At 50.2% G+C, this 19,000-nt stretch carries 18 protein-coding genes, 2 tRNA genes and 1 riboswitch; of the genes, 4 read left to right on the plus strand and 16 right to left on the minus strand.

Annotated elements, in window-relative coordinates:
* Positions 1–40: 40 nt before the first annotated feature.
* Positions 41–167: riboswitch (TPP riboswitch) on the minus strand.
* 233 nt (positions 168–400) lie between these two features.
* Both BMX58_RS05600 and BMX58_RS05605 read left to right on the plus strand, forming a co-directional pair.
* Positions 401–655, plus strand: coding sequence for a type II toxin-antitoxin system Phd/YefM family antitoxin (locus tag BMX58_RS05600; RefSeq protein WP_068623023.1), 255 nt, complete (start codon positions 401–403; stop codon positions 653–655).
* Positions 640–906, plus strand: coding sequence for a Txe/YoeB family addiction module toxin (locus BMX58_RS05605; protein ID WP_068623024.1), 267 nt, complete (start codon positions 640–642; stop codon positions 904–906). The genes BMX58_RS05600 and BMX58_RS05605 overlap by 16 nt, the downstream gene beginning before the upstream one ends.
* 350 nt (positions 907–1,256) lie before the next feature.
* Here the strand turns inward: BMX58_RS05605 and glmS are convergent, their stop codons facing one another.
* From glmS to cdaA, 10 genes are all read right to left on the minus strand, one after another.
* Positions 1,257–3,065: a glutamine--fructose-6-phosphate transaminase (isomerizing) gene (glmS, locus tag BMX58_RS05615; protein ID WP_068623026.1), complete on the minus strand. Its 1,809-nt coding sequence runs from the start codon at positions 3,063–3,065 to the stop codon at positions 1,257–1,259.
* A gap of 436 nt (positions 3,066–3,501) precedes the next feature.
* Positions 3,502–4,650, minus strand: coding sequence for a mannitol-1-phosphate 5-dehydrogenase (locus BMX58_RS05620; protein WP_068623027.1), 1,149 nt, complete (start codon positions 4,648–4,650; stop codon positions 3,502–3,504).
* A gap of 12 nt (positions 4,651–4,662) precedes the next feature.
* The gene (locus tag BMX58_RS05625) at positions 4,663–5,100 is read right to left on the minus strand and encodes a PTS mannitol transporter subunit IIA (RefSeq protein ID WP_068623028.1); all 438 of its coding nucleotides are present in this window, start codon (positions 5,098–5,100) and stop codon (positions 4,663–4,665) included.
* Positions 5,101–5,116: 16 nt separating this feature from the next.
* The gene (locus BMX58_RS05630) at positions 5,117–6,871 is read right to left on the minus strand and encodes a PTS mannitol transporter subunit IIBC (protein ID WP_068623029.1); all 1,755 of its coding nucleotides are present in this window, start codon (positions 6,869–6,871) and stop codon (positions 5,117–5,119) included.
* A gap of 293 nt (positions 6,872–7,164) precedes the next feature.
* The gene (locus BMX58_RS05635; RefSeq protein WP_068623030.1) at positions 7,165–7,599 is read right to left on the minus strand and encodes a PTS mannitol transporter subunit IIA; all 435 of its coding nucleotides are present in this window, start codon (positions 7,597–7,599) and stop codon (positions 7,165–7,167) included.
* 17 nt (positions 7,600–7,616) lie between these two features.
* Positions 7,617–9,650 (minus strand): BglG family transcription antiterminator, encoded by a 2,034-nt coding sequence (locus tag BMX58_RS05640; RefSeq protein WP_068623031.1) that lies wholly within the window; start codon positions 9,648–9,650, stop codon positions 7,617–7,619.
* Positions 9,634–11,325: a PTS transporter subunit EIIC gene (locus BMX58_RS05645; RefSeq protein ID WP_068623032.1), complete on the minus strand. Its 1,692-nt coding sequence runs from the start codon at positions 11,323–11,325 to the stop codon at positions 9,634–9,636. The genes BMX58_RS05640 and BMX58_RS05645 overlap by 17 nt, the downstream gene beginning before the upstream one ends.
* 210 nt (positions 11,326–11,535) lie before the next feature.
* Positions 11,536–12,888 carry a phosphoglucosamine mutase gene (gene glmM / locus BMX58_RS05650; RefSeq protein ID WP_068623033.1) on the minus strand — a complete coding sequence of 451 codons (1,353 nt, stop codon included), beginning with the start codon at positions 12,886–12,888 and terminating at the stop codon, positions 11,536–11,538.
* 57 nt (positions 12,889–12,945) lie between these two features.
* Positions 12,946–14,055 (minus strand): CdaR family protein, encoded by a 1,110-nt coding sequence (locus tag BMX58_RS05655; protein WP_068623034.1) that lies wholly within the window; start codon positions 14,053–14,055, stop codon positions 12,946–12,948.
* The gene (cdaA, locus tag BMX58_RS05660) at positions 14,052–14,894 is read right to left on the minus strand and encodes a diadenylate cyclase CdaA (RefSeq protein WP_068623035.1); all 843 of its coding nucleotides are present in this window, start codon (positions 14,892–14,894) and stop codon (positions 14,052–14,054) included. The genes BMX58_RS05655 and cdaA overlap by 4 nt, the downstream gene beginning before the upstream one ends.
* A 222-nt stretch (positions 14,895–15,116) precedes the next feature.
* On the opposite strand from cdaA, the gene BMX58_RS05665 reads away from it, so the two are divergent.
* Entirely contained in the window at positions 15,117–15,539 is a 423-nt protein-coding gene (locus tag BMX58_RS05665) for a cupin domain-containing protein (RefSeq protein ID WP_068623036.1), read from the plus strand.
* A 68-nt stretch (positions 15,540–15,607) separates the two neighbouring features.
* Here the strand turns inward: BMX58_RS05665 and BMX58_RS05670 are convergent, their stop codons facing one another.
* The 6 genes from BMX58_RS05670 to yidD form a co-directional block, all read right to left on the minus strand.
* Complete coding sequence (locus tag BMX58_RS05670) at positions 15,608–15,808, minus strand: hypothetical protein (protein WP_068623037.1); 201 nt, start codon at positions 15,806–15,808, stop codon at positions 15,608–15,610.
* Between the two features lie 228 nt (positions 15,809–16,036).
* Positions 16,037–16,108 (minus strand) — tRNA-Gln (locus BMX58_RS05675).
* Position 16,109: 1 nt separating this feature from the next.
* Positions 16,110–16,193, minus strand: a tRNA-Tyr gene (locus BMX58_RS05680).
* Positions 16,194–16,320: 127 nt separating this feature from the next.
* A complete protein-coding gene (locus tag BMX58_RS05685; RefSeq protein ID WP_068623038.1) occupies positions 16,321–17,904 on the minus strand; it encodes an ABC1 kinase family protein in 1,584 nt (527 codons plus the stop codon).
* Positions 17,905–17,932: 28 nt separating this feature from the next.
* Positions 17,933–18,214: a phasin family protein gene (locus BMX58_RS05690; protein WP_068623039.1), complete on the minus strand. Its 282-nt coding sequence runs from the start codon at positions 18,212–18,214 to the stop codon at positions 17,933–17,935.
* A 45-nt stretch (positions 18,215–18,259) separates the two neighbouring features.
* Entirely contained in the window at positions 18,260–18,541 is a 282-nt protein-coding gene (gene yidD / locus BMX58_RS05695; protein ID WP_068623040.1) for a membrane protein insertion efficiency factor YidD, read from the minus strand.
* A 260-nt stretch (positions 18,542–18,801) separates the two neighbouring features.
* Here yidD and BMX58_RS05700 point away from each other — a divergent pair.
* The coding region (locus BMX58_RS05700; RefSeq protein WP_093088799.1) for a helix-turn-helix domain-containing protein at positions 18,802–19,000 on the plus strand (199 nt) is incomplete at its 3' end.

Here is a 19,000-nt window from a genome sequence, read left to right on the forward strand (position 1 = left end):
AGTGGTTGTACGTTCCTTAGTTGACAGGGACTTACCTGGCCAAAAGAGGCCGCCACTTCCCTACGCTGGTACAAACCAGATCAGGTTCTAAGGGTCTCGAAGTCCTACTTCGATCTCAGCTTTTTGGCGGACAGTCATCCGCCGGTAAAGCACCCCTAGTGGTTAAAAAGAATATTCAGTTTGTTTGCTGTTGTTCTAATCGTATCATAATTTTCCCGGAAGTCAAACCGAACTTGAGCAGATTTGCTTTTCAACACGGAAATAGGAATGCGGGAAACTTATCAAAAAACGACAGAATACCTAACAGAATAAACAGGATTGATTACATTATTCGCACCTCTTTGACGTACTTAATCAAGTACGCTATAATAATGTAAGAAACTTAAAAGGAGGAAATCCTATGTCTATCGTAAATCCAAGTCAGGCACGCAAAGTCTTTTATCAATTACTGAAAGATGTCAACGAAACCCATGAACCCGTCTACATATCAGGTAAAAAGGAAGAAAGCGAAGCGGTTATGGTCAGCAAAAAAGATTGGGACGCTATTCAAGAAACTCTGTACCTTCAATCTTCCGGAGTAGCCGATGTCGTCCAACAACGTGAAAAAGAACATGAATTTGTTGCACTGGAGGATATCGATTGGAATACTCTGTAAAAATAGCAAAATCCGCTATGAAAGACCTAAAAAATTTAAAAGCCGCTCATTTAGATCAGAAATTCATCGGGTTAATGGATGTTTTGAAAGAGAATCCCTTTCAAAATCCACCGCCTTATGAGAAATTAGTCGGAAATTTGAGTGATAAATATTCACGACGGTTAAATATCCAACACCGGGTAGTCTATTCTGTCGACGTTGACACAAAAGAAGTCATTATCTGGTCTGCTTGGACGCATTACGAAAGATAGTAGCTGCCGCATCAAGGCAGCTACTATCTTTTTTGTCTGAAGCTTCGCCCGGGATCGGATTAACGGGTAACCAGGTGGTGTCCTCCGGTGAACGCAGGCCTCGCCGGAGTTCCGCTGTTAGTCATCTTTGCCTGCTCCGATGAGCAAAGCTTCGTCGGAGCTGCGGCTGACTATTACCGGTGTGCTCCGGCGGCCGGCGGCTTACCGGAGCTGGGGCCCGCACCCGGCGCGCTCCTCCGGGAAGCGCAGTCGGCCCCGAACCGCAAACAAAAAAAGAGCAGTGCGGATCCCCCGAAAGGGTTCCGTACTGCTCAAGTCAGTTCATTCAATTGCGACAAATTTTGGTTTTTTTATTCAACCGTAACCGATTTGGCCAAGTTACGTGGTTTGTCGACATCGTAACCACGGTGAAGTGTTGCGTAGTAAGCCATCAATTGTGTCGGTACGACCGTCAACAACGGTGCCAACGCCGGGTGAACAGCAGGCAGAACGATCTGGTCGTTCTCGTTGGCTAAACCTTCCATCGCGAAGACGCAAGTGTTCGCGCCGCGCGAACGCACTTCTTCGACGTTTCCGCGCGTATGGCTGGCGACGTCAGCTTGGGTGATGATCGCCAATACCGGTGTGCCTTCTTCGATCAGAGCGATCGTGCCGTGCTTCAATTCGCCGGCAGCGAAGCCTTCTGTCTGGATGTAAGAAATTTCTTTCAGTTTCAAGGCAGCTTCCATCGATACAAAGTAATCCAAACCGCGTCCGATGTAGAAAGCATTGCGGGTGTTCGGCAGGTAGATGTCAGCCAATTCGGCGATCAATTCTTTCTGCGTGATGATCGATTCCATCGCATTTGCGACGATACCCAATTCATGGACCATATCGATGCCCATGTCATGACCCAGTTTTGCTCCCAAAGCATCCGACAAGACAGCCAATACGGCGATTTGCGCTGTGTAGGCTTTTGTCGAAGCAACCGCGATTTCCGGACCTGCATGCAACAGCAATGTGTAATCCGCTTCACGCGACAATGTCGAACCGGCAACGTTCGTGATCGTCAAAGCCGGGTATCCCCACTCTCTGGCTTTCACCAACACTTGGCGGCTGTCCGCAGTTTCCCCGCTTTGGCTTAGGAAGATGAAGAACGGCTTGCCTGTCAACAACGGCGGGTTGTAGGAGAATTCGCTGGCGACGTGCACTTCCGTAGGGATCTGTGCAATTTTTTCCAAGTAATGTTTGCCTACCCAACCGGAGTGGTAGCTCGTTCCGCAGGCCACGATATGGATACGGTCCGCATCCAACATAGCGGCAACCAAATCTTCAGGAACCGTCAAGCGGCCATCTTCGTTTTGGTATTTTTGCACGATGTTGCGCATGACTGCTGGCTGTTCGTCGATTTCCTTCAGCATGTAGTAAGGGTAAGTCCCTTTTTCCAGGTCGCTGGCATCGATTTGGGCTGTGTATGCGTTGCGTGTTAATGATTTTCCGTCCAGAGTTTCGATAGTGACGCCATCAGCCGTCAAGGTGATCATTTCGCCGTCATGGATTTCCACGTATTGGCTTGTGATCTGGACAGTAGCCATCGCATCGCTGGCAACGACATTGAAGTCATCGCCCAAGCCGATCAGCAACGGGCTCTTGTTTTTGGCTGCATAAAGGACATCCGGGGTCTTTGCATCCACCAACGCGAAAGCGTAAGAACCTCTTACGATCGACAAAGCGCGGCGCAAAGCTTCTTTTCCGTCCAGGTTTTCTTCAGCGGCAAGTTTGCCGATCAGTTGCACGACGATTTCCGTATCCGTTTGGCTGACGAAAGTCACACCAGGGAAGTATTCGTCTTTGATTTCTTTGAAGTTTTCGATGACGCCGTTGTGTACCAGAGTGAAGCGTCCATCCGCAGATTGGTGCGGGTGCGCATTCTCTGCACTCGGCACGCCATGCGTTGCCCATCTTGTGTGTCCGATACCGACATGTGCATCGATCTGTCTGTCGACGATTGCGCGCAAATCCGCGATGCGGCCTTTTTCCTTGAAGACATGGCCTTGGTTTTCAGCATCCACGACAAAAATGCCGGCCGAATCGTAACCGCGGTATTCCAATTTCTCTAATCCATGCAATAAAATCTCTTGTACATTGCCTTTTCCTACATATCCAACTATTCCACACATAAGCGTAAAAATCCCCTTTTATTTTGGTTTTTTTCTGGGTGTGGGGATTGATCTCTGTAAGACCGATCCGGGCGCTCGGGCCGCAGAAGGGTCTTTTTTGCTTCAATCCTGTAGACTACACGTGCCTTGGGTCATCCGCCGAATCTTCGATAAACCCAATCCTCGTCACTTCAGGGCCGTTGTTCCTGTGCTCCCTGAAGTCTGGCGCTATCCGTTTGCTCTTCCTCTATCCTCCTTGCTGTTTATTTTCCAGAATACATGCATTTTATCCTACAAACAGTGACATTGTCAAAATGTTTTTAATCCTCTTTCAGTTGCAGCGCCGGTTTGGGGCGCGTTTTAAGAAAAACTTATACTCGTTGGCCGGTTTGACCGGTTTGACCGATTCAACCCGCCCAACGAGTACAGTTCGTATACCAAAATTGCCAGACGACGATCAAGCCACCTTATAGGCGTACTTCTCGACGTTCTGTTTGATGCTGCCCAGGATCTTTTGGTTGTCGATCCCGGTGATTTCCGGAATGATTTTATCCAGACCTTTTTGCAGGATCATTTGCTTCAGTTCTTGGCATTGCTCGTCTTCCGGATCGAAATAGTTGAAGACCATGCCGATCGTTTCCAGCAAGTGGAACGGCATTTCATCGATTTGGGTCAATTCGACCATCGGACGGATGAAGCGTTCGTGGTTGCCCAATTTCCGCAATGGTGTGCGCGCCACCCGGGAAATCGCATCGGAAATGTATTTGTTTTGGAAACGGCCGATGATTTTCTCGATATATTTTTCGTGCTCAGCTTCATCGAAGCCCCATTTCTTGATCAGCAATTTGCCGGTTTCATGCAAAACCGAACGCAATTGGATGACGACCAGATTGTCCTGCATCGCTTCATCGATTGTTTCATAACCCTGAAGCGCGCCGGTGTAGGCTACTGTAGCGTGGCCGGTGTTGACGCTGAACAGCTTGCGTTCGATATACGGTTCCAGATCGTTCACATAGGCGACGCCTTCCAGACGGATCGGGCTCTTGCAGGCAGTCCCTTGCACGACCCACTCGCTGAAGGGCTCCACTTGCACAAAGAGCGGATCCGCATGCTGTTGCATCGGAACGATCCGGTCGACCGCCGCATCCGGGAAGCCTACGTAGGCGTCAAGATAAGCCGTATCCGTGCAATATTTCTTGACTTCCGCCGCCAGGAACGTCGAGCCGCCGATCATGTTTTCGCAGGCGATGATGTCGATCGGCTGGTTGATGTTTTGGGCGGCACGCGCCGCGATCCCTTCCGCGATCAATTGCGCGATTCTCGGCAGAATATTCGGACCGATGGCGGTCGTGATAAGGTCTGCTCCCGCGATCGCTTCCACGACTTTGTCGGCTTCCTTGGCGTTGTTCAGTCCGGTCACATTCGCGATCTGGATCTGTTCGCGGGATTCGTCAGCCAACTCGATCGTATAGCCGCCACGTGTTTTTAAAGCTTCGATGATTGTATCGTTCACATCCACAAAAGTGATTGCGTACCCGTTGTGATTCAAAATTTCCCCGATAAAGCCGCGGCCGATATTTCCGGCACCAAAGTGTACTGCTTTCATTTTCATCTCTCCCTATGCAATGGCTAAGCTGCCAGTGATTTCATCTTTTGTCAAAGCGTCCGCCAAAGTAACGACGTTATCTACATCGCTGCAATACAGCGCGATTTTCTGGATCAATTCCAAGTGGTCATCCCCGACTCCTGCGATGCCGAACAAAACGGTTGCCACTTTTTCTTCCTGCTCGTCGCCGAAATCGACTCCGTCAGGCACTTGCACCACACAAATACCTGATTTTTTCACGTGCTCTTTGGCGGCATCGGTGCCGTGGGGAATCGCGATGAAATTCCCCATGTATACCGACAGCAGCTGGTCGCGTTGCACCATTGCCTCCACATAATCCGTATCCACGCAGCCGGCATCCACCAGTTTTTGGCCGCAGAAGCGGATGGCTTCCTCTTTCGAGGCAAAAGCTTTATTCAAAACGATCATTTCCGTATCCAAATTATTCATTTTATTCTTCCTCTCCTTAGGCGATCTGCTTCAAGTTGGCAACGACGCTTTCGTATTTAGGTGTCGTGATCAGGCTGTCGACTGACAGATGGACGGCTGCAGGAACTTTTTGCTGGGCCGCTTGCGTCAGACTGTTTTTGCTGATCACCAACGTTTGTGGCGACGCTTGCAGTTCATTGATGTGCATTTTTCTTAAAGGGATTTCCAATGCTTCCCTTTCCAAAATCCGTTCCACTACTTTTTGGCCCATCGTGGCGGAGCCTTTGCGGTCATCGTGGACCAGCACGATTTCGTTGATGTTCGCCAAATCAAAGTCAAGGACTGGCGCCGGCGTTGCAGCGGCTGTTTCTTTTGGCGCGGTGCCGGACAAAGTTGCCACGATTTCATCGTATTTCGGCGAGTTCAGGAAGTTCTCGATCGCCACAAACGTTGCATTCGGTGCTTTTTGTTGGGCTCTTACTTTCAGTTCTTCCTGGGTGACGATCAGTGTATTCGCCGCATCCGTCAGATTGTTGATTGCACGGTTCGTTACGTCCTGCGGCAAACCGGCTGCAGTGATTTTTTTGCGCAGGATCGAGGCGCCCATTGCGCTGGATCCCATCCCTGCATCGCAAGCAAAGATGATGTGCTGGATGCCGGCCATGTTCGTGCTCGTCAAGCTTGATTGTCCCGCCAAACCTTTTGCGCTTAATTTTGCTGCTTGGGTCGCTTTGACGCTTTCTTCAAAAGTATCGACTGCTTCTTTGGAGTCGGCTTTCAGGATGACTGCCGCTACCGCAAAGGATGCTGCCGCACCGGCGATGACTCCCAAAATGACAGGCAAGTACGAACCCATCGGTGTCATGGCCAAAATTGCGATGATCGAACCTGGTGAAGCCGGAGCCCGTAAACCTGCACCTAACAGTTGGAACACAAAGCTTCCGGAAACGCCGCCTGCGATGACCGCCAGGAATAACAGCGGTTTCATCATGACGTACGGGAAATAGATTTCGTGGATCCCGCCAAGGAAGTGGATGATCATTGCGCCAGGCGCTGTCGATTTTGCTGAACCTTTACCGAACAACGTGAATGCCAGCAGGATGCCTAATCCTGGTCCAGGATTTGCTTCCAGCAAGAAGAGGATCGAACGTCCAGTTGCGGTGACTTGTTCCGTTCCTAACGGTGTCAGGATACCGTGGTTGATCGCATTGTTCAGGAACAGGATTTTTGCCGGTTCGATGAAGATGTTTGTCAACGGAATCAATTGTGCGTTCAGGATTGTTTCAACGCCGGCTGCCATCGCTTTTGTCAAACTGTCCACTACCGGGCCGATCGCCTGGAAGCCTACAAGCGCCAAAGCGAAGCCGATCAAGCCTGCCGAGAAGTTGTTGACCAGCATTTCGAATCCGGTCTTGATTTTGTTCTGGAACAGACCGTCGAATTTCTTGATCACGAAACCGCCCAACGGCCCCATGATCATGGCACCCAAGATCATCGGGATCTCTGTCCCCACGATCACACCCATCGTTGCGATGGCACCGACTACTGCACCGCGGTCGCCTGCGATCACTTTCCCGCCTGTATAGCCGACCAACAAGGGAATCAAATACACGAGCATCGGGCCGACCATCGAAGCGAAGGCCTCATTCGGCAAATAACCATCTGGGATAAATAACGCGGTCAGTACTCCCCAAGCGATGAGTGCCCCTATATTCGGCATCACCATGCTTGAAAGCGTACTGCCTAACTTTTGAACCTTTGCCTTCAGCGAGGCTTGTTGTGTCTGTTCCATTTTTTGTTTCTCCCTTCAGACTGTTTCTTTTGATGTCTTTATTGTATGCGCTTCCGCATCCGGTTTATAGTCGTGCTTTGGCACGTTTATTTGTGCCAGGACTTGATCGGCGAATTCGGCGCGCCGGTGCCGGTGCCAGGATCCGCACTGTTTTTCTCCGGCGAACGGAGGCTTCGCCGGAGTTCAGGATGCATTCCTTCGCGCTCCTCCGGCCGGCAACTTGCGGGCGTAAAAAAAAAGCAAGTGCCGCCTCGTTTTGAGACGGCACTTGCCTTTGTTTGGATTTGGTTGCACTAACTGTTTTGGAGAATGTCCTGGATTGCTTGCAGATCTTTGGCATCGCTCAACGCCATCACGTTTTCGATGTCCGAACAGAAAAAAGCGATGTCCTGCAGAGCTTCCAGTTGTCTTTCCTTGAGGGCCACCACAAAAAGCACCGTGGCGATCTGCGGGTCCAGGTCATTGCCGAAGTTGACGCCGTCGGGCACTTGGATCAGACAGATGCCCTCTTCTTCAATATGCACCTGCCCCTCGCTGTCGCCGTGGGGCAGAGCGACAAAATTGCCGACGTAGACACTGACTTTCCGGTGGCGCGCCAGCATCGATTGGATATACGGCGGGGAAACCAGGCCTTGCGCAACAAGGAATTCCCCGGCGGCGATGATCGCTTCCTCAGCAGTATTGTAGGTCTGGTCCAACAGAATATGCTCCTTTTTGATTGCAATCATCATGATCCCTCATTTCTTCATTTTTTTACTTCTTCGATCAAAAGGGCGGACAGCAACTGATAGATGATCGCTTCATTGCCGGAATTGAAGATTTCCATGCCCAAATCATTCATGATGATCGCTCCGCTGATTTTCCCGAGCATCTTGGCGACATTCTCTTCGATCGGATCAGGCGCCAGCATGACCAACATCCGCGTCAAGGTCATCGGCTCCTTATCCATACCGACTATTTCCAAAGGCGTGTGCAGATCGAAGACACAAAAACAGGGCTGCCGGACCGCAGCATGGGAAGCATGGAACAAGGCAAAATGGGTATTGGGGATCCCGATCGGAGCTTGCTGGTACCGGCTCATCAATTTATTCTGGACTTTTGCAGGATCCGCGATGATATCTGCCGAAATGCTCTGCACCGCCAAAGCGACCGTTTCGGAGATGTTGGCGCTGTTTTCCAACGGTTTGACGAAGAAATACCGCAACAGTTGATTGATTTCATCAATGAACGTCATGACTTCCTGATAATCGTCATTTTCGGGCAAGCTCGGCTTTGGAGCGGATGGGACATGTCGCTTTGTATGATCGATTGCGCGGAACGCTTCTTTGAGCTGCTTGATCTCGTCCTCCAACAGCAGCGGAGAAACCAACAGGTACTTGCCACTGTATCCCGGCAACAATGAAGTCGAGATGGTCAAATCGAATTTCTCTTCCAGATTCAGTTTTCCCAAATCGGCGATGCGGAAAAAGACGATCTCATTGATGAACGGAAAATGTTTCCGCAAGCGCATTTCCAGCATCCGCGTCGAGGCCAGACCGCTCGGGGAAATGCCGGCGATATCCACTGCAATGACTTTCGGGCTGCGTTCCAGCGAATTGGCGAAGTGCAGCACCATGTAGGCAACCTCTTCTTCGGAAAATTCTTGCTGCGGGAAAACTTTCGGCAAGGCGTTGCGGATCGCACCGGCAACCTCCGAATACTGGTCCATGATCCGTTCCAGGATCGGATTATTGAGGCTGCCTTGATTCAGGATGGCGCGGCTCAAAGCTGCGGACAGATGCGTCAAAAGCATTTTGTAAAGATTGGGATCCTCAAAGAAATTGACTTCAGTATCACGGCTGACGATTTCGATCAGTTGCTTCACTTGATAGGCCAAACGCGTGTCAAAGCTTTCATTAAAAAAATCACTGTCCAACGAATTGGAAAAATCGCCCAACAGGTTCGCGAAGAAGACGACTTCGCTGACCGCATACAGTTGCTTCGTGCGCGCCGCGATTTTGGCGAAAATCTGCTTCGCCAAATCCAGAAGCTCTTTGTTGATCTGGCCGGCGTAGGAATCTTCCATCAGCTGGCAGTCCCGCGGAACGCGATCCATGGAAAGGGTCAGCATCAGAATCAAAAATTCCAATTTCCGGTCGCTCAACTCGGGAAAGCGTGGCTCTACTATGTCGCGCACCAGTTCCTGCGCAAAAAGCAGATGCTCCTGATCGACGAACTGCAGGAAGAAGCTTTCCTTGTCCTTCAGTTCCGAAAAATGGAAAAAGTGATATTCGTTGATTTCTATTCCTAAAATATTTGCCAACAGGAGCCTGCGGTGCTTTTCGTTGCCGGCAAGCGCATAGCCGCGGTTTCTTGTGATCGTCAGCGGCAAGTGCGCCAAGCGTGTTTCCAACTGTTTGATGTCGGCAAAGAATGTCGTGTTGCTGATCAGATATTCATCCAGAAAAGTCTGCATGCTGATCGGTTCCTCACTGTTCAACAGCTGCAGCAAAATGGCATGCTGCCGCTCCAGTGCGGATAATTCGGAAGGTTCCTCCTCAGAGACGATGGAGAGTATTTCCGCCTTGGCCGCATCTCCGGCAACCAGCTGGAAGCGGCCCCTGCCGGCTTTCTCCAGTTTGGCGCCGATGGATTCCAAAGAAAGCTCCAGGTTTGCCAATTCGCGGTAAACGGTGCGCTTACTGATTTTCAGCAGGCTCATCAAACGTTCGACGGTTACGGGCGATCCGCTCTGATGCAATTCTTTCAAAATGATGGTTTCTCTAGGCGTCAGAAACATCCGACAAGTCCCCCCTCAATAATTTTTCGTATTTCTTCGTTGCGATAAGATGTTCGACGATCATAACCGGAGCTTTTGGCAACATGTGTCCGGAAGCAAAAACTTCGGAGACGATGTACAGATTGCTTTGATCCCCTTCCAATCCTTCCAAGGGTTGCTTTTCAACGTCAATCCGGACAGCATGCTTTTCAGCCAAATTGCGGAATGCCTGGACTGCCATCGTTTGTGAACCCCTGACGCCGTCCGCATACAGAAAGACGATCTTTTGATAAGGCAGTTTATCCTCCGGCTGTTCCGTAGCGGCAGGCTGCTCTTGCCCATCCGTCAGCAGCCTCACAACTTTCGCATACTCCTCCTGATCCAAAAAATTTCCGATGGTGACCAGTTGGGCGTGAGGGGCTTGGATTTCCGCCAAATGCTTCAGTTCGTTTTGGGTGATCAGCAACAGATGCGGGTCATCCTGCACGCGATAAATTGACGTGTAGTCCACCGGAATCGAAAGACCGCTCTCTTTCAGTTGTTGGCGCATCAGGCTCGCCCCCATCGCACTTGAACCCATGCCCGCATCGCAGGCGAACAAAATCTTCTGAATTTCCGTCACTTTCGTCACCTTTTCTGAAATTTCTTTGTGGGCGTGATCTTTCTTGAGCACAATGCCCGCTAGCGAAAAACTGATCAGTGTGCTCACCGCGATGCCGCTGGCAACTCCCAGCAGCATCTCATGCGGCGTGTTGGCCAAAATCACCACGAGCGAACCCGGGGATGCCGGAACTTTCAAGCCCACTTGGAACAATTCAAAAACCAAAGTGCCGCTCATCCCGCCGAAAATGACCGCCGCGAACAATCTCGGGTTCAGCAGGACAAACGGGAAGTAGATCTCATGGATCCCGCCAAACAGGTGGATCATGAAGGCCCCACTGGCTGTGGCCTTCAGATCCTTCCGGCTGAACAGAATGAAAGCCAACAGGATCCCCAGTCCCGGACCGGGGTTCGTTTCGAGCAGGAACAGCAGCGATGTCCCGGCATCCTCAGCCTGTTCGATGCCCAGCGGCGTCAAGATGCCGTGGTTGAGCGTATTGTTCAGGAACAACACTTTCAGCGGTTCAATAAAAACATTCGTCAACAGCAGCAGATTGCGCTGGATCAGCCATCCGACAAACAGGCTGATCTGTTTCGTGACACCCGCAATAAACGGACCGATAAAGAGCAAGCTTAAATAGCCGAACAGCATGCCAAAGGTTCCCGCCGAAAAATTGCAGACCAGCATTTCATAGCCTGGCCTGACTCTCGGCAAAACATATTTGTCGAAAAGAAACACATTCCAGCCTATCAAAGGGCCTATCACCATGGCCCCCAATATTTGCGGGTCCCCCGAATCCACAAGCATTCCGATCACCGCAATGGCCGCCACGACCCCAGCCCTCTTCTGGATCATCCGGCCGCCGGTGTAGGCGATCAGCATCGGAAGAAGGAAGCGGATCATGAGCTGATCCATTTCAATAAAGGACTGCTGGAGAGGCCCTTGAATGTATTGGATCAGCGTCGTAATGATTCCCCAAGTGATGAAGACACTCACATTCGGCATGATCATGCCGCTGAGATAATGACCCACCCGCCTTATTTTCGGCAACTCAAACAGTTCTTCTTTTGCAGAGGTTTGTTCCCTTTTCCCCATGATCAGCCCTCCTTCCCCAGTCCATCCCGACAGGCCGGACCCTTTTGGTTCCGCTTACACTCCGGGTGATGCTTCTAACTCATTATACATATAATCATGCGGTTGTATATATCCGCATGCCTTATCTGAGCGGATGGCTGACAACAAAAAGCCGTGGAACACCTGACAGCGGTGTTCCACGGCAACGGATCTATTTAAATGCTCTCAATCTTAGATGCCGATTTCCGCTTTTACGACATCGACGATGCGCATAACGTACTCATGGCATTTTTCATCCGTTTCGGCTTCAGCCATGACGCGCAGCAACGGTTCGGTTCCGCTCGGACGCACCAAAATGCGGCCTTTGCCGGCCATTTCGGCTTCGACTTCTTCGATGACAGCTTTCACAGCCGGGATGTCCATTACGCCTTCTTTATCGGAAACGCGTACGTTCACCAATTCTTGCGGGTAAATGGTCACTTCATCAGCCAATTCGGAAAGTTTTTTGCCGGTCTGTTTCATGACGTTCAGCAGTTGGATCCCGGTCAAAAGGCCGTCCCCGGTCGTGTTCATGTCAAGGAAGACAACGTGTCCGGATTGTTCTCCGCCCAAATTGTAACCATTCTTGCGCATTTCTTCCACGACATAACGGTCGCCGACTTGCGTCTTCAAGGCAGTCATGCCTTCAGCTTCCACGGCTAAATGGAAACCCAAGTTGCTCATGACAGTGGAGACGATCGTGTTCTGGTTCAGTTTGTTGCGGTCCTTCAAATATTTTCCGCAGATGAACATGATCCGGTCGCCGTCGATGATGCGCCCATTCTCATCCACTGCGATACAACGGTCGGCGTCGCCATCGAATGCCAAGCCGACATCCGCTTTTTTCTCGACGACAAATTTGCCCAGGACATCCGGATGTGTGGACCCGACGCCTTTGTTGATGTTGATGCCGTCCGGATTTGCACCCATTGTATAAAAGTCTGTTTCCAAGTCCGCGAATAAACGATTGACGACCGGTGAGGCTGCCCCGTTTGCCGCATCCAGACAGACTGTGATGCCGGAAAGGTCATCCGGGATGGTCGTCTGCAAGTATTGGGCATATTTCAGGACACCTTCCGGATATTCATCCACTGTGCCCAAACCGTCCGCGGATGGTCTTGGCAAGTCGTCGCCTTCTTGATCCAAATAGGCTTCGATTTCGTATTCCTGTTCATCCGACAGCTTGAATCCGTCCGCCCCGAAGAATTTGATGCCGTTGTCCCCGGCCGGATTGTGTGACGCCGAAATCATGACGCCGGCCACAGCGCCTTGGATGCGTGTCAGATAGGCAACGCCGGGTGTCGGGATGACGCCCAATTGCAGCACTTCGATGCCGACCGACAACAAACCGGAAACCAGCGCATACTCCAACAATTGACCTGAAATTCTTGTATCACGAGCAACCAAAACAAGCGGATGCGCGATATCTTTAGCATGCTGTCTTAAGACATATCCTCCAAAACGGCCTAGTTTGAAAGCTAATTCCGGCGTCAATTCGCTATTAGCAACGCCTCTGACACCGTCTGTTCCAAAATATTTACCCATTACCTGTAATCTCCTTTAGATTTTTCATTTATTTTCTTTTCATGGATTGGTTTATTTTTATGAACTGCTCTCCGATTGACCCGTCCCGCTGCCCGCACTGTCCGGGATCGAAGAAGCGATTGCGCTGCTTGCTTCGTCTGAAGAAGAGGATGCGCCTTCATCAGCGGTTTCCTCCGAATCGGTTGCGGCCGCGGAAGCATCCGAGACGCGGATGTTCACCTTGATTGTGGTCGGCGTGGCCGTCAAAGCATCATTCGGGACCGGAATCGTGAGTGTTTGGGTCGTGTTGCTCTCCACCCCGGTGACACTCACCGGCAGGATCACTTCCTCGATTCCAGCCAGCACCGACTTATCACCCGTCAAGGTCACACTGGCTTTCCCGTCCACTTCGATCGTATAGATTTTGCCCTCAAGCGGAACGCCGATTTGCTGGATGACCAACGGCACTTCTTTTCCATACAGAGAAATCGGGATCCTGACGGAAATTTCCTGGGGATCGACGGAAACATTCAGCTTGTTCCCACCCGAGTCCACTACTTGTACTACAGTATTCATATTCACAGTATTTGTCAAGCCATTTTCAGCCGCAACCGTCACGTAAACACTGTCCACACGCTTGATGGTCGAAGCCGGCCCGGTCAGCGTTACCGTATCCGCGCTCAGCTCCGGAACGCCTGCCTGATATTGCGGATCGACCAACGATTCATCGAAGCGGACTTCGACCGGGCTCTCGATGGCAACCCGTTCCTCGACGACGACATTCACGCGCGACGGCGTTATCGCATAATCGATTTCATTCGACAGATTCTCAGCGGTCAATTGGATCGTATGGTTGCCTGGCCCCAGTTCGTCCAGGTCTTCTGTGACGATCCGGTAATCGGCAGCGGAAATCGTCTGCACGAGCACACTCTCCGGCCCGGTCAGGGTCAACACAACCGTTTCCGGCAATCCTGAAATGAAATACTTGTCCGTGTCGATGTTCACTTGGATCGGCACATTTGAGATGGTTTCGCGCTTGCTGGTGCTGATGGAACTGTTGCTCGTGCTTGTGGACCAGCCGTAATTTTCTGAATAGACATAGGCGAACAACAATAAGGAAATCAAGAAAGAAAGGCCACGCACGACCCATTTGTTCTCCAGGAACTTATCATCTTGTTGCTTCTTCATTCAGAACCACCCCACTTCGTATTGTCAAAGAAATCCTGAATGAAATTGGTAGTCTTTTCTTCCTCTTCCTCCACAACCAGTTGATCCGTCAGATAGGCCACAAAATCATCACGGCTCATTTCCCGCAAGAGACTTGTCTTATGGGCAATGCTGACGCCCCCGGTCTCTTCCGATACGATGATCGTGATGGCGTCACTGACCTCGCAGAGGCCGATTGCGGCACGATGCCTTGTCCCCAATTCCTTCGGGATGAACGAACTTTCCGACAACGGCAGATAGCTGGCTGCCGTCGCAACTTTGTAATCCTGGATGATGACCGCTCCATCATGCAAAGGCGTATTCGGGATGAAGATATTGATCAACAACTGATTGGTTACCTCTCCGCCGATTTTTATCCCTGTTGCTGCATACTCATCCAGCAGGTCTTGCTGTTCGATGGAAATCAAAGCGCCGATTTTTCGTTTCGCCATATATTGGACAGCTTTGTCCAACTCCATTACCAAATGCTCGCTTGTATTGACGGAGCGCTTGGTTTTTTTCCTGAATCCCGTTTTTCCGAGGTGCTCCAATCCTTTTCTGATTTCCGGCTGAAATACGATGATGACTGCCACGACGCCCCATTGGATGACGCGGTTCATGATCCAGTCGATCGTCTGCAACTGCAGCGTGACCGCGGCCAACTTGATCAGCACGATGATGCCGATACCTTTCAGCAACTGAATGGATCGCGTACCTTTAAAAATCATGATCAGCTTGTACACCAGATACCACACCAACAGGATATCCACTATATTAAAGGCATTGCTCCAAGTGATCACTTCTCCCCAATCGATTGACACATGCGCACCTCCACGTTCAAAGTTATTATCGTCAATTATATCACAAATAATCTGACCCTACGGTATTGTTTCCTTGAGAAAACGCTTGATGCGCGTTACAATGGAAGAAGATGGGCAACCGATCCCAGTTGAAGCGTATCGTTTGCAAATCCGACTCACTTTGTTATGCTTAGTTTATAATAATTACAACAAGATGATTAATTTAAATTAGGAGGAGTTCAAATGAGTATCGATTTTAAAGATCACGGAAAACAACCTTACGTAGTCAACATCGAGGATGCAACCCTACAGAATGAGAACTACCGCACAACCATCTGGACCGGCAAAAAATTGCAGGTGACCGTCATGACCATCCAGCCGAACGATGACATCGGCTTGGAAGTCCACCATGGCATCGACCAATTCATCCGCATCGAAGAAGGGGACGGTCTGTGCGTGATGGGCGATTCGGAGGACAATCTGGATTTCGAACAAAAAGTTTCCGATGATGACGCTGTCTTTGTCCCTGCCGACAAATGGCACAACATCACAAATACCGGGGATAAACCGCTCAAACTGTATACAATCTATGCAGGCCCTGACCACTTGCCCGGAACGGTACACCCGACTCATGAGGACGCAAAAAACGATCCAAACGAACATTAAACAACCAAAAAACGGAGCTGTCGCATCATCTGCCGACAGCTCCGTTTTTTGGTTATAATCATTAAGAATCAATCTACCAGTTTCGCTAATTGCTCTTCCGGCATGTAGAATGATACTTTGCCGCATTGTGGGCATACTGCCGCTTCCAAAGCCGCCTTTGCATATCCGTTCAATGTTTTTTCTTTCGCCAGTTCAACAAGGTAAACCCCTTGCGAATACAGACCTAAGCCTTCAATCAAATCAACGTTGCAATCTGTGCATTTAGCCATCGTATTTCCCCTGCTTTCTCTTCGATAATGTCTACTTTTTTGGAACAACCACTTCATCCATCATATCACGTTTTTACGATGAAACTTTTTTCCAAATTATGAACTTTTATCTCAAAAAAGACTGGACCGATTGCCCAACCTCCTGCTTGTTGTCGCCGATGCTGACTGTTAAAAAAAACGTTCCGGAAATCATCAGTATGATTCCGGAACGCTTCTCCGCTTTTCTTACTGGGCTAGCTGGATTCGAACCAACGAATGACGGAGTCAAAGTCCGTTGCCTTACCGCTTGGCGATAGCCCAATGGTGGAGGGAGGCAGATTCGAACTGCCGAACCCGAAGGAGCGGATTTACAGTCCGCCGCGTTTAGCCACTTCGCTATCCCTCCGTGCGCTTTCCTTGAAAAGCTGACCAACATATAATATAACAGCAGCCAGCGATTTTCAAGAGGCGATTTTCAATTTTTACCAGTTTCTAATTCAGGGGTCCGCCAGAAAAAGCGGCTACTTTTGCACTTACAGGTTCCCGGACCGGAAAATGGAAATCAGCAGCCAGATGCTGAACAGGCCAGCAATCACAAAGCCTCCTTGCCCAAGAAATTGCCCGCCCGGTGTACCGGACATGATGGCGGATGACAACAGCAAGCCGGCAACAACCAAGGAGATGACGACTCGGTTGGACATCTTCTTGACATCTTTCCATTTGTCATCCAGCTGATCGACATCGATCCGAAGCATGGTCCTGCCGCTTGCCGTCTGCTTCAATAAAGCCAGCAGACTCGACGGAATTTCGCTGCTGTCCTTGAGGAAGGCATACCCCCTCAAAGCCAGTTTTTCCGCAGAAAACTTCTGCAGCAGCGTTGTGAGCGTAAAGTTTTCCTTCAGATAGTCCTTCGCAATCGAGATCAGGTTCAATTCAGGGGAAATCTCCTGAAAAACACCTTCCAGTATCGACAAAGACTTCGCGAGAATCGTCAGATCACTCGGAATGGCGATGTTATGGCGTTTGAACATCCGGATGAAGTCCGTAATGAAAGTGCCCATATTCACATTCAGCATGTTGTTCGAAAGGTACATATCGAACAGCATCTCAACGTCGGCATAAAGGCTGCGTTTGTCCACCCTGCCTTTCGGAGTCCCCAGTTCCAGACAGACTTTCACCATCCGATCGAGATCCTTTGAGGCCAATCCTTGGAGAATATCGTTCAGCGACTTTTTCGTGGTCTCCGACAGATCCCCCATGATGCCGAAATCGATGAAATAGATTTTGCCTTCTTTGATGATCAGGTTGCCGGGATGGGGATCTCCGTGGAAAAAGCCGTCGTGGAATACTTGCTTCAGATAGGCCAGCATCAATTTGCGGCTGATGTCGTCCGAATCATAGCCAAGCAAGTCCAACTGGTCGCGGTTCGTGATTTTCGTGCCCTCGATGTACTCTTCCACCAAGATCCGGCGCGTCGTCAGTCCGGGATAGATTTTTGGGACTCCGACGCAAGCAATGTTGGCATTGAGATCGCGGAAACGTTGCAGGAGCTGGGCTTCATTGCGGAAGTCCAGTTCGATCAATGTGTTCGCCTTCACTTGTTCCAATGCTTCCTTGGGATCGACCACCTCGACCAGTTCCTTCGGGATTTTCCGGCTGAGACGGATCAGGATGTCCAGGTCGCGGATCAGCAGATCATCGATGATCGGGCGCTGCACTTTCACGACCACTTCCTCCCCGGTCCGGAGAACCGCCCGATGGACCTGTGCTATCGAGGCACTGGCGAGCGGTTTTTCGTCGATGGACAAAAAAGCTTCGCCCAGTGACAGTTTGGTTTCTTCCATAAAAATGCGCTCGACTTCCGCAAACGGAAATTCCGGCGCTTTGTCCTGCAGGTGCGCCAGTTCTTCGACGAAGGCCTGCGGGAGAATATCAATGCGGGTGGATAGGATCTGTCCGATTTTGATGAAGCTCGGTCCCAATTTTTCGAAAGCAAGACGAAGGTTCTCCGGATCCTGATCTTTTTGGCTGGGCTTCACCTGGTTATGGTAAAGGAATTGAAGCCCGTAGGAGGACAAGATCCGGACTATTTCATGCAACCGTTCGTCTCTTGCCATCCTGATCCCTCCTTCATCTTCCGATTGCTTATTTGCTCAACAATTGATCCAGTTTGGCGTTGATGGCATCCATCTTGGCTTCCAGCGCCTCCACATCCTCTTTTTTGGCGAACGGCAGCTGATCAAGCTCCGCTTTCGTTGCCGGCACGAGGCCTGTGGCTTTCCGGGTCAGCTCCGTCTGCAGTTCTTTTCCTTCCTGGACCGTAACGCGCCCTTTTTCGACCATCTCGTTGATCAGCTTTTCAGCCTTCTCGATCGAAGTCGAGGTCATACCGACACCTGCTAAGAAAATCTTCTTTAATTCATCCATTTTAATCGCTCCTTTGATTGCTGAAATGGGAAAATCCGAAAAATCTTAGTGCTCATGGGAATGTTCGTGTTCTGAGTGACTGTCTGCATCTTCATTGTTGCGGCGGATGCTGAATTGCTCCGGCACTGGATCATACCCGCCTTTGACGAAAGGATGGCATCTTAGGATGCGTGCGATCCCCATGATGCTGCCCTTGATTGCGCCATGTTTTTGGATGGCTTGGACCGCATAGTTCGAGCAGGTCGGGTAATACCGGCAGCTCGGCGGAAACAAAGGGGATATCACTTTCTGGTAACCGCGTATCAAACCGATAAATAATTTCTTCATGGCGCGCTGTCCTTTCTGGCTCTATACTGCTATTTTACCCTTTTTCTCCGCAAAATAAAATAATACGATGCTACAAAAGGCATCCCGCTGGCGCTATTTTTTTTCGTGTTATTTGAAAAACTAAATTCCAGTTGACTGGTTCAAAATACGGAATTAACTTCTGCAAAGCTGGGAGTGGAATTCACTCCTGCAAACAGCCTATAATTCAAGGTGGATAATGTTTTGCTTCCTCACTTACAAAAAGAAGGAAGTGTTCACCTATGACAACACAGAAACATTTAACCCTTGAAGATCGTTACGCCATTCAACACTCACTTGAAAAACGCCACTCCTTCCGCACCATAGCCCGCTCCCTGGACAAAGACCCGACCTCCATTTCAAAAGAAGTCAGACGGCACCGCCAGAGTAGATATTACGTGGGCCAGGGCCGCGTCCCCAATCGCTGCATCCATCGCCAAT

Source organism: Trichococcus ilyis, assembly GCF_900109135.1.
GTDB lineage: Bacteria > Bacillota > Bacilli > Lactobacillales > Aerococcaceae > Trichococcus > Trichococcus ilyis.